At 47.6% G+C, this 12481-nt stretch carries 8 protein-coding genes; 5 read left to right on the top strand and 3 right to left on the bottom strand.

Annotated elements, in window-relative coordinates:
• Position 1: 1 nt before the first annotated feature.
• Complete coding sequence (locus GK108_RS14235) at positions 2-3193, bottom strand: SusC/RagA family TonB-linked outer membrane protein (protein ID WP_163949308.1); 3192 nt, start codon at positions 3191-3193, stop codon at positions 2-4.
• Between the two features lie 739 nt (positions 3194-3932).
• Between GK108_RS14235 and GK108_RS14230 the strand changes: the two genes are divergently transcribed.
• Positions 3933-5411: an MFS transporter gene (locus GK108_RS14230; RefSeq protein WP_317166527.1), complete on the top strand. Its 1479-nt coding sequence runs from the start codon at positions 3933-3935 to the stop codon at positions 5409-5411.
• Positions 5412-5604: 193 nt separating this feature from the next.
• Here GK108_RS14230 and GK108_RS14225 read toward each other — a convergent pair whose 3' ends face one another.
• Positions 5605-6015 (bottom strand): Dabb family protein, encoded by a 411-nt coding sequence (locus GK108_RS14225; protein WP_163949301.1) that lies wholly within the window; start codon positions 6013-6015, stop codon positions 5605-5607.
• Between the two features lie 277 nt (positions 6016-6292).
• Between GK108_RS14225 and bla the strand changes: the two genes are divergently transcribed.
• The 3 genes from bla (at position 6293) to GK108_RS14210 (ending at position 10514) form a co-directional block, all read left to right on the top strand.
• A complete protein-coding gene (gene bla / locus GK108_RS14220) occupies positions 6293-7336 on the top strand; it encodes a class A beta-lactamase (RefSeq protein ID WP_163949297.1) in 1044 nt (347 codons plus the stop codon).
• A 225-nt stretch (positions 7337-7561) separates the two neighbouring features.
• On the top strand, positions 7562-9082 hold the full coding sequence (locus tag GK108_RS14215) for a right-handed parallel beta-helix repeat-containing protein (RefSeq protein WP_163949294.1): 1521 nt from the start codon (positions 7562-7564) through the stop codon (positions 9080-9082).
• Positions 9083-9185: 103 nt separating this feature from the next.
• Entirely contained in the window at positions 9186-10514 is a 1329-nt protein-coding gene (locus GK108_RS14210) for a sensor histidine kinase (protein WP_163949290.1), read from the top strand.
• Between the two features lie 14 nt (positions 10515-10528).
• Here GK108_RS14210 and GK108_RS14205 read toward each other — a convergent pair whose 3' ends face one another.
• A complete protein-coding gene (locus GK108_RS14205) occupies positions 10529-11464 on the bottom strand; it encodes an NADP-dependent oxidoreductase (protein WP_163949287.1) in 936 nt (311 codons plus the stop codon).
• A gap of 287 nt (positions 11465-11751) precedes the next feature.
• On the opposite strand from GK108_RS14205, the gene GK108_RS14200 reads away from it, so the two are divergent.
• Positions 11752-12456 carry a DUF2490 domain-containing protein gene (locus tag GK108_RS14200; protein ID WP_163949284.1) on the top strand — a complete coding sequence of 235 codons (705 nt, stop codon included), beginning with the start codon at positions 11752-11754 and terminating at the stop codon, positions 12454-12456.
• Positions 12457-12481 lie beyond the last annotated feature (25 nt).

Below are 12481 nucleotides of genomic sequence, written 5' to 3'. Positions count from 1 at the left end.
CTTAGAAACCAATGTTCAAGGTAGCCTGATACGATCTGAAGTTTGGCATCGTGCTGTGATCCGTTCCTCTGTCCCAGGCAGAGTTCGACGTACCCGAGCTAATTTCTGGATCGAAACCAGTGTATTTGGTCAGGGTCCAAAGGTTGCGGCCAGCCAGTACTAACTGAAGTTTTTTGGTGGCTGGAATCTTGAACAGCTTCGCAAAATCAAGGCCGACCTGAATATTTCTCAGACGCAGGAATGAAGCATCTTCGTAGAAATAATCTTTCGTACCGTTTGCCGTGCGCTGTGCGTATACCCCCCGATAGAAAGCCGTCCAGGCGCCCGTCTGACCATCAATCGTGAATGGGTTCGCATAATCGCTGTGGATACCATCCCGATACATCCATTCTTTCGTTTGGTTGTAGAGGTGGTTACCAGCAACCCAATCAAACTGGAAGCCAAAGGTCAGGAAGTTTTTGTACGAAAAGTCATTGATGAACGACATGTTGAATTTCGGGTTTGGATCACCGAAACTGTATTTATCGGCCGTGAAATAAGGCTGTTTCGTCGCTTTGTTCACCACAAATCCGTTGCTGGCCACCGTATATTGCTCCTGCTCAGCTTGTGGGATAAAGTAGTTACCATTAGGATCGCGGGCATCAACGCTGCTGATCGACTTAAATCCGTATAGCTGACCTATTTTCTCTCCCGCTTTCAGTACGTAGTTGGTGCTACCAGCATTTGAGGTCACAATGACGGGTGCTCCCCCACGGATCGAAATAATTTTCGAGCTTTGCTTACCAAAGTTGACCGTTGTGTTCCATTTCAGATCCGAACCATTATAAACCGTAGAGTTTAACGAGAGCTGAATACCGTTCGAGCCCAACGTGAAGGCATTATCGATCAAGGTACCCAAGCCAATCGATGGCGCTACGTCTACCGAATAGATAGCGTCTTTGGTTTTACGGTCCCAGTACGTAGCCGCAATGGCAATACCGTTCAGCCAACTCGACCCTTTGAACAGGCTGAATACCATGTCGGTACCTACTTCGATCTCTTCCGATACTTCTACGCCCAGAGCCGGATTACTTTGTCCGTTTGCGTAATAGAAGGCCGTATTGGCGCCGAGTGTCGTTGGGGTAATTGTTACGTAGCGGTCAAATGGTTTTGGCTGGATACCTGCCTGTCCATAAGCAGCCCGTAGTTTTAATTCGGGCAGGAAGCCATTGACGGAGCTATTTTGCCAGAATGGCAAGGCCGACAGACGAACGAACGCATCGCCACGAGGGAACGTAAACGGTTTCGATCCCTGACCGAAAGCCGATGAGTAATCGCTCCGGAAACCGCCCGACAAGCCAGCAAAATCACCAATTTCAAATCGCTGGTTAACCAGATAGCCATACGTAATGAAAGGCTCCTGATAATCGCGATAGATACGCCACGACGTCGTGTTGGCCGCATTATAAGGTGCATAAGCCGCAGGCAATCCGAGCGCTACACTGGTGTACTCTTTCAGGTTGCTGTTCCGATAGTCGAACAGAGCCTGTGTCACCGATTTAATGGGCAGTTTCGACGCAAAATCTTCTTTAAAGTCTAATACCAACGTAGCGGTGGCCAGGAAGTTCTGGAACATTTTGCTGTTCACATACTTGGTCAGATCGCCCGTGTTGTTGGTGTTGTAGTTAGACAGGTAGCTTGCCGTTCCCTGCGTTAACCAGTACTTAATGTTCGCATTGTTCGACTGGTTCATGTACTCCAGATCGCGGTTCTGCGTCTGATAGTTCAGGCCATATTTTGCGTCCAGCTCAACAAATTTCGGGAATTTGTAATTCAGGTTGAAGTTCTGGATAATGTCGACTTTGTTGTCGTTGTTGCGGCTATATGCCTGACGAAACGATGGGTTCGAGGCATTGATACCGATCGTCTGGTTCATGTTCAGCGGAATAGAACCGTCGGCTGTAGTCAACGAAAAATCGGCCAGCGGATAAGCATTCAGCATGTTATACATGATGGTCCGATCAACTGACTTCAGCGTATTTTTTGTATAAGCCAGCTGCGTAATCGAACGTAGCGTCAGGCCACGAGCCAGCTGCGTACCAATGTTGCCAGTTAGGTTGCTACGGTCAAAATAGCCGTTGTTGATGATGTTGCTTTCCTGATGGCTGTTCGAAACCGACAGACTAAAATCTGACTTCTGGCTTCCACCCGAAATAGCGATACTGTTATTAATGGTGTTGGCAGGCTTGAAGAAATACGCGAAATGATCATGGTATTGCAGGTTCGCGTCGTAAGGCTTGCTGTTCGTAGCCGTTGGATCAATGGAGTTATATTGTACGTTCTCCGTGTAAATGCCATTGGTCGCATCAAATGTGATTGGCTTACCCGATGCACCGATGATGTTGTTACTCGCATCGGTAGCAAACGCATGGAACTTGGCTTTGCTAACTCCACCCACGTTCAGGTATGTATTCTGAGCGATGCTGGACGAAATATCGATATTCAACTGACCATTCTTTCCTTTTTTGGTAAACAGTTGAATAACACCATTAGCACCCTGAGCACCGTAGATCGTAGCCGCAGCAGCCCCCTGAACGACCTCAACACGCTCAATGGAGTTCAAATCAATGGTTTGCAAACTGGTCGATCCCATCTGGATACCATCGATCAGAATCATCGGCGACGTTCCCCGGTTGATCGTGTTAATACCACGTAGCAGAATGTTTACGTCAGCACCCGGCGTACCGCTCCGGCTGGTAATCTGCGCCCCCGGAATTTTTCCGATCAGGGCCTGATCAATCGAAGCCGAAGGAGCCTGTGGCAGATCTTTAGCCGAAACCGATTCTACCGAAATAGCCAGTTTGCGTTTGTCGGTAGCTACGCCAGTTCCTGTTACAACAATCTCTGACAGTTGCTTGGTATCGCTGGCCAAACTTACGTTTACTACCGAGTTAGCCCCGATCTCAACTTCCTTCGTTGCCATACCAATGAAAGAGAAGACCAATGCCCCTTTGGCTGGCACAGACAGCGAATAACTCCCACCACCATCTGTCACGGAACCAGTTGTAGTTCCTTTTACAACAACGGATACGCCAGGAAGCGGGCTACCATCTTCAGCAGAAGTTACCTTTCCCGTAATCGTTCGACCCTGCGCTAGTGCGAAAACACAGGTTGAGCACACCAACAGGAGGCTCAATAGTAAATTTCTCCTCATAAACAGTTCAGAGCAGTTAGGTTAGAATACTTATAAATCACTGCCTGCAAAAATAGATGTCGAAACTTACAATGCAAGGGTAATTATAAAAAAAATTATACATACCCACGAAAAATAAGACCCAAAGCACTATAAAATATAATAACGATTTTAACAATAAATGCTATATATATTAATAATTCTATCAATTAATACAGAATTTTATACTTAAATAATGAAATAAATAAAGTATCCATTATTAGTTTTAATATTTATTTAATCCTATCCCTTATCAGGAAAAATACAAATCATCAAACAACAACAATTACAAAAAACCAATATAGTAATTAAGTATAAATACTTAACAAGACATTAAATATCATTGAAAAGCAAAGAATAAATGGAATTATACCAAGATTACAATTTTATAAATCACTAAATCCATCTGAAACGATATAGCAAAAGGCAAGTACAATACAGAACCAAATTATATTAGGCATAATAGCTATAATCACAAATGAGTAATTTTTAAGGAGACGAAAACGTAGATTGATTGTATAATTGAGTTACGAATAGTACCATATATGAAAAATGCAGCTAGCCATATGCGGTTAGAAAGCATGGAACATTCAGCTAAATTGTTTCTTTAACCCTCAAGTAGTAGTCTGACAGAGCAGCAACAATGGCGTGAGAAGCTATCAAATCGCCAAACAACCCGCTAGTTCATTACGTTAGGAGAAAATAATAAGCAACGATTTCTGTGACATCGTCTATCAATACCACTGAATCATCACCAAAAAAATGGATTATCCTCGGGACAGTCATGTTCGGGACATTCATGTCTACGCTCGACAGCAGTATCGTTAACATTGCGTTGCCAACCATTCGCCGGGATCTTGGCACCGGCGATAGCGTAGAATGGGTGGTTCTCTGCTACTTGCTCACTACAACCAGTACGTTGCTTATCATGGGTAAACTTTCCGACTGGACGGGGCGTCGACAACTTTATATTACTGGTTTTAGCGTATTTGTAGTCGGCTCTTTTCTTTGCGGCCTGGCCTGGAATCTGTGGTCGCTGGTTGCTTTCCGTATTGTTCAGGGTTTGGGTGCTTCTATGATTTATGCCATCGGTCCAGCCATTATCAGTGATTCATTTTCGCCCAAAGAGCGCGGACAGGCGCTGGGCCTAATGGGCTCAATCGTAGCGGCAGGTTCCAGCGCAGGCCCCGTTATTGGTGGTTTACTCCTGAGCAAATTTGGCTGGTCGAGTATCTTTTTTGTTAATGTTCCTATTGGCCTGATCGCCATTTGGCGAGCCTGGACAGTTTTACCCGAAAGTCCGAAAGTTACCGGCCAGCGTTTCGATTTAGTCGGTGCCGGGCTGTTCCTCCTGGGCGTTACAACTTTGTTGACCGGGCTTGATTTTGGTTCCGAACCCAGTTATGGCTGGGATAACGTAACAGTTATTACGTTGCTGTCTGTTGGGGGCATTCTCCTGCTTTGCTTTCTGGGTTGGGAAAAGCGCGTTACGGAACCCATGCTACGTCTTAGCCTATTCAGCATTCGACCCTTTACGTCAGCTATTCTGGCGGCTTTCTGTGGCTTTGTTGCTTCCGGTGCTAACTTGTTCGTCATTCCTTTTTTTCTGCAACAGTTACTTGGGTTAAACCCAGCTCGGGCCGGGCTGATTCTTCTGGCCGGGCCACTGACACTGAGCATTGTGGCGCCACTTGGCGGCTATTTATCCGGCAAAATAAATGTACGGTGGCTATCCAGTGCAGGTCTGCTGATTACGAGCTGTGGCTATTTCGCTTTCTCTTTTCTGGATACCAGCTGGACCTGGCAGGATGTCATCTGGCGCAGCTCACTCGTTAGTCTGGGGTTTGGCCTATTTCAGTCTCCCAATAGCAGCAGTGCCCTCAATGCGGCACCGCTCTCCCAGCGCGGCATCGCCAGCAGTATGATTGCTTTTATGCGAAACCTGGGCTTTGTGGTCGGTATTGCGTTGGCAGCCGCCGTTTGGTATAGTCTTCGCAATCGGTTTGCGGTAGGGAATCAACTAAATCCGGAATCAACAGCCGCGCAGTTGTATGGTATGCACTATGTCTATCTGACGATGACCGGCTTAGTGCTAACTGGGGCCATTATCTCATTAACGCGCGGCAATAATCCCACGGCGGCCTCACCAAACTACGTAGCAGGAACCGCCCCTAATGCAACAACACATACCATGAATTAGCTAGACAGCGTGATAAAGATGTCGTAGACAGCAGGATGCTGTCTGAGTTTCCAGACTACCTTGTTAGTTGCTGTCGCAACTCAGACAGCAGGATGCTGTCTACGACATCTTTATCCCACAAAACAATAAGGAGAATAACCTCCGGCTATTCTCCTTATTACGTCGTACTTATATGGTTCAGTAAACCTATTATCTAGCGCTTAGGGCCGACCGAATCGTAGATCGTTACTTTTTCCCAAAGGTGTGCGTAGTTATTCCGAAAATCATCGTGAATCGGATGTTTCTGATAGCTTTCTTCATCAGCCGGGCTATCGAAGAAACAAAGCCATGAATAGGCATACTTCCGGTCAATGACCTCACGGTTTGTGGCCGCTGGCGTTCCGATATGGACCATTTTAATGGTTGGGCACTTTGCCAGCTTGTTCAGTCCTTCCAGCAATTTAGCCTTATCGGTCTGACTCTCTGGATTCTTCAGATAAAACAGTACGTGATGAACAAACAATTCTTTGGGGGCCATTTCGGCCGTAGCCATTCCAGGAATCGTAACGCCTAAACCGGCGGCAACACTACTTTTAACAAATGATCTGCGCGATTGCTCATTCATGGTTGGTTCGGTTGGAGTTCAAAGCAGACAAATTCTGCTTGTAGCCACAAAAATGACTAATAGTTCGTCCTCGTGCAACTCTGCCATTTTATAAGTCCATCACCGATTTCGTTACGTTGCCAACCAAAAAAGCCCAACCAGATCCGACATTACGTTCCTGTTATCCCGTTGCTAGAATTTTTCGACGCAAAGATTGAATGAATCACAGAAAGCAATCGATACGTAGCGCGGATGTTTATTTTTACAACGTACACATCCCTACTTTTCTTCATCCAATATGAGCTGTAAAAAACTACTCCCTCTTTTAGCCTTTTTCTGTATACAATTCGCCTTCGCTCAGAAAGCCAAAACCGCCAAACAATCGACTCCCGAGTCACAAACAGCCATTCCGGCCCGTCTGGAGCGTGAATTACTACGTCTGTCCGACATTTCCGGTGGCAAAGTGGGCATCTGCGCGGTTCATATCGAAAGCGGCAAGACCATCCTTCAAAACAGCAAAGACCGTTATCCAATGGCCAGTTCCTACAAAGTAGCCATTGCCACTCAGCTGCTTAGCCGTGTCGACAGTGGGGCCATTTCGCTCGATCAGCTAATTACTATTGAAAAAAATGATTTACATCCCGGTAGCGGTATGATCTCCGGGCGGTTTAACTGGCCGAATTCAACCGCTGCTCCGGCGGCACTGTCGGTCAGGAGCTTACTGGAATTGATGCTGCTCATCAGCGACAATAGTGCCACTGACATTTGTTTGCGCCTGGCAGGTGGCTCTGCGGCTGTCAATGCCTGTATGAACCGGCTGGGCATCGAGGGGCTTCAGGTTGACCGACCAACCGCCTGGCTCATTGCCGATTGTGTTGGCATTCCGATGGATATCAACCAGGCCTGGTCGCAGGTTCGCTACGATTCGCTGGCTAAATTCGCTACGTCGGCAACCCGACAAGCCAGTTATCTAGCCTTCGAAAACGATCCCCGCGATACGTCTACGCCCGAAGCGATGACACTCCTGCTGACCAAACTCTACACAAAGCCAGTCCTGAAACCCGATACGCAAACACTCCTGCTCGATATTATGCGTCGCTGCGAAACGGGTCTAGCTCGCTTAAAAGGTGCTTTACCGCCCGACACCGAAGTCCTGCACAAAACCGGAACCCTTGGCCTCACCGCCAGCGATGTAGGCATCATTACGTTGCCCGACAATGCCGGACACGTTGCCATTTCGGTATTCGTCAAATCCTCCAAAAAAGACGGAAACTCCCGCGAACGAGCCATTGCCGAAGTAACCCGCACTATTTACGACTATTTCCTGCTTTCCTCGCTGTAGATACCAGACAGGACGTAGCACGTATTGACTCATTGCCCAAAAGCCGCCAATTTCGCGGCTTTTTTTATTGGTTTTACCGGTATTGACCACTCATTCAATAGAAGCCAGCCTACAGCCATTTCAACCTCAAGTTTTTACAGTTCGTCCTATTCGTTGTTTCCGCCCGGAAGGCAGCCCAATACTTTTGATCTGCTTAAACAACAACTACTGCGGACGCAGCCTTTTATGCAACAATACATTTCTCAAAACCTTTTCCTCTATACGACCAGACTACCATCGATTACTGCCAGACGTTTCGTTCTGTTTATCCTGGGTGGCTTGTTCCTGTTAACCGGCTGCAAAAAAGAGAATGATGTTCCCCCAGCGGGCTCCGTAACGGCCAACGCGGGTCCAGATCAGCCCGTCCAGGTTGGCCAGACCGTTACGCTCGATGGGTCGGCGTCGAAAGACAGCGATGGCAAACCATTGTCTTACCAGTGGACCCTGCTCCGTAAGCCCGCCAAAAGTACCGCAACCTTAACAGATGCCACCTCGTTTAAACCATCGTTCAAGCCAGACGAAGTTGGTGAGTATGAACTGGAACTGGCCGTGACGAGCACAAATGGCAAAAGCAGCGACAAGGTCCTTGTCACCGCTTCGGTGGCTGAACCGCTGGCCATTACAGCCAACATTACCGTTAAAACGACCCTTGTCGACCGCGTGCTTAACCCAGATCTGCCCGATTATATCGTAACCAAAAGCATCGACGTATCGCACGAGCTAACGATCAATCCGGGCGTTGTCATCGCTTTTGAACGCGACGTTCGGTTGACTATAAACGACGGCGGAGGTCTGCTCATCGCCAAAGGCACCGCCGACAACCGGATCAAGTTTGTGGGCGTTCAGAAAACCAAAGGATTTTGGGCGGGCATAGCCTTCCATTCGGGCAGCAACGCGAACACACTGGAATACGTCGATGTCATGCACGCCGGAAGCAGAACCATCTTTTCCACCACCAAAGCCGCTCTGTATATGGCGGGCGGAAGCAAAGCACAAATTGGCCTGAAGAACTGTCAGTTTTCGCAAAATGATGGCTATGGCGTTTATGTCTACGATGGCGCTATCCTCCGCGAATTTGCTCAGAACGCATTCACAAACAATTCAGAGGCCGGTATCTTATTGAATGCCGAAAATGCCACCCGGCTGGATGCGGCCTCGACGTTCACCGGTGGCAATGGACGTAACGTAGTGGATGTTTATCAATCCGCCATCAAAGGCAACGGCGAAATCGTCTGGGCTGGTTTTACGGATAAAACACCCTATCGGATCAGTGGCGATTTTGCCGTAAACGCTGGCTGGAAGCTAAACCCCGGCGTTACGCTAGAAATGAATCGCGATGCTGTTATTCGTATCAATACGGATGGCTACTTATCGGCTAAAGGGACAGCTACCCAAAAAATTACGCTGACCGGTGCCGACCGAACCGCTGGTTACTGGCGCGGGCTGATCTGCTATTCGACCGATTCGAAGAATGTCCTGGAAAACGTAGACGTTAGTAACGGAGGTAGCAACACCATCGTGTCGGGCAAGAAAGCCAACATTGCTATCTATGGCAATAAAGCGGCTGTGTCCATTAAGAATGGTAAGATCAGCGGCAGCGGTGGCTACGGTGTTTTCGTCTCCTTCGGCGCTTCAGCCAACGCCGATCTCACCACCGCCAATACATTCGAGAGTAACGCCCAGACCAACGTGTTCATTGAAAAATAAGTAGCCACGTAGCGTTATTGACAATGCCCCTGGTAACGTATCGTTCGCCGGGGGCTTTGTCGCGTTCTGGTTTATAGTCTACTATCCTAGCCACTTACGCCTTATGACCTTTCAGATTTGGGGAGCTGTTTTTACCGGAATGGTTCTGTCGATCATGCTACTGAACGTAGTACAATGGACTTCCTATCGGGATCGGATCTATGGGTTGTATACGCTCTATATGTTGGCCTGGCTCTTTTACTTTGGCTTACGCGTTTATGAATTCCGGGACTGGTTTTCGACCGAAACCAACTATTTTGTTCGGGCTGTTGCCCCGATGGGTGCGTACTACGTGTATTTTGATTTTGCCGACGCCATTCTGGATCTACGTCGACAACGAGCTCGTTTCTACCAGCATTTGCAGTACGTTAAAATCGGCATTATTGCCTATGTGGCCGGACAATTGATTCTTTGCTACCAGCTATTCGGCTGGAATCAGTCAGTTTACGAAAGCACGTTCATCTCTATGCGACTGGCTATGGCGGTGCTTGGCGTATATGGTATTTATCAGATGCTGACGCTGAGAACCTCCGTAGCCCGCATTTATGCGCTGGGAACCGGATTTCTGCTCGTTGGTGGTTTAACATCCATGTTCCTGTCGCTTTCTTCGCCCAGCGAAGACTGGTCGGGGCCGTTCTGGAACGTATCGATCACCTATATGCAGCTTGGTATTGCCGCCGAACTGGTTTGTTTTACGCTGGCCCTAAGTTACCGCCAGCGACAGGTAGCCGTACGTAGCGCCGTTATGGAGCAGGAATTAACCAACGAACGCCAGAAGCATCATCGAGACCAGCTGGAAGCCGAACTCGCCTTTCAGCGTCTTGAAAAAGAACGTAACGAAATTCAGATACGGGCTTTGCAGGCGCAGGTCAACCCGCATTTCCTGTTCAACAGTTTGAACTCGCTGAGTGCCCTGATTGAAGACGACGCCCAGCGAGCCAGCCTTTTTCTGGACGAGTTAAGCTCGGTTTACCGGTATTTACTACGTGCCAACGATCAGACGTTGATATCGTTAAAAGCGGAACTGGCATTCATTCACTCTTACTGCCATCTGCTAAAAACCCGGCATGGCGACTCGTTACGTATACAATGTGCAGTAGAGCCATCCCTGCTGAACCGGCAACTTCCTCCGCTCACACTTCAGTTGCTGGTCGAAAATGCGGTTAAACACAATAGTATCCTTCCCGACAAACCCCTGACAATCGCTATCATTTCCAGTCCCTGCGATCACCTTCAGGTACGTAATACCATCCAGCGAAAAACGGTTCGGGTGGCTTCCAATGGGGTTGGTCTGTCCAATATCTGGTCGAAATATAAGATTCTTAATCAACCCTTACCGACCATCCATGAAGTAGAGGACGAGTTTGTGGTGACGCTTCCACTCATCAATTGACAGCTACTATTGCCTTACAGCAGAACCGCTATTTTACCCTGCGTTTTTCCCGTTTCAATCTGTCGATGCGCATTCTGTATGTCGTCGAAAGCAAACGTCTGTGATACGTACGATTTGATGGTTCCGTTCGCCAGATGATCGGCGAGTTTTTTCATATCGTCGCCGTTCGATTGTACTCGGATCGGATAGCCAATCATTCCTTTTGCCTGGGCTTTCTCTTTTACGGCTTCGTTTTTCCCCGACGGAATACTGATGATGGTAGCGCCTTTTTTCATCACCTCCAGCGATCGATCGATCGTCTCGTCGCCAAGGGTATCCAGTACAAAATCAATAGCCTGAGTGGCTTGGTTAAGTTCCTGAGCTTTATAGTCGATATGTTCATCAGCGCCCAGCGACAGCACCAAATCTTTATTGCCTGCTGATGACGTACCGATAACGTAAGCGCCCAGTTGTTTGGCAATCTGCACGGCAAAATGCCCTACACCGCCCGCGGCTGCATGAATCAGTACACGCTGTCCGGGCTGGATGTTTGCGTGCGAAACCAGGGCCTGCCAGGCAGTCAGTGCCGCCAGACTGGCCCCTGCCGCTTCAGCATGCGTTACGCTGGCTGGCTTTAGAGCCAGATGGCTGGCCGGTGCTGCTACGTATTCGGCATAGGCCCGACCAATGCCCGGAAAGTTAACCATACCAAACACCTCATCACCAACCGCAAACAAAGGCGATTTCGACTCAGCAACAACGCCCGATACATCCCATCCCAAAATCATTGGGCGCTCATTTTCGAAAAGTGCGGACACCCCTTTGCCGGAACGCGTTTTTACATCTACCGGATTAATGCTAATCGCTTTTACCTGAACCAGTACCTCATTATCGGCCACAACCGGCTTTGCTACGTCATCAGTGACTAGGTTTTCTACTCCCCCAAAATCGGTTAAAACAACAGCTTTCATACTATCTTTATCAGTTTATTAGCACAAAACTATACCAGTTTATCGATTACATACCGGTATATTATTTCTCTTTTTCAGTACTTCTTCACGTTCGTTGGGGCAACACGTATGTAAACTTATTCTCCACAGAGACACAGCGTAAAGCATTAGTGGACTGATACGTTGGTAATCCATATACTCAGTGCTCCGTCAATCAAATGCTTCGTGATTGAGGAACCAGCGTTTCTCTTACGCCTGAACAATCCACTGATTTCTGGAGATATACCCTATACGCTCTTTCGATTTTCATGGGCTTCACTCAACGTACGACTCTCTTTCTGGTTTTGTTATGGTGTCCGCATTGGATTCTGGCCCAACCGCCCGAAACAAAAGGCTGGTTTTTCCTGTCCCATACCCAAACGATTACTAAAAAAGTAGCGATTCTGTTCGATGCGCAAGTCCGATCTGCTGACCAGCTCCGGTATGTCAATACGTTGCTGCTACGTTCTGGAGTAGCGTATAACCTGAACAAAAAGCATTCAGTTGCGCTGGGTTACGCCTATAAAAGCGATTGGGAACGCCAGGAAGATGGTGTCGATCGTCAGATTGAAAACAGAATCTATGAACAGTATCTGTTTGAGTCGACGATAGGCAAATCAGAAGTTACAGCTCGCTTTCGTTTCGAACAACGGTTTATTAAAGAAGACGTTCATTATCTGTTCTCAGAACGAGCCCGCGCCTTTCTGGCTTTACAAATTCCCGTTATTGCTAACAACGACTTTAGCAAGGGAATGTACGTAAACCTCCAGAATGAATTGTTTGCGAACGTACATAACAAACAAAACGTCAACGGTGATTTTTTCGATCAGAATCGATTGCTCACGTCCGTCGGCTACCGATGGAATAAAAAGATTGATACCGAAATCGGGTATATGATCTGGCAACAGAAAGAATGGGAAGGCGATATGTCTTCCCATGTTTTTCAGGTTATGATTACCACCAATTTAGATTAATCAACGGAGTGCATTCATCCGATTG

It is taken from the genome of Spirosoma terrae (assembly GCF_010435915.1).
GTDB lineage: Bacteria > Bacteroidota > Bacteroidia > Cytophagales > Spirosomataceae > Spirosoma > Spirosoma terrae.
The sequence above is the reverse complement of the archived record's forward strand: the minus strand, read 5'-3'. Positions and strand labels throughout refer to the sequence as shown.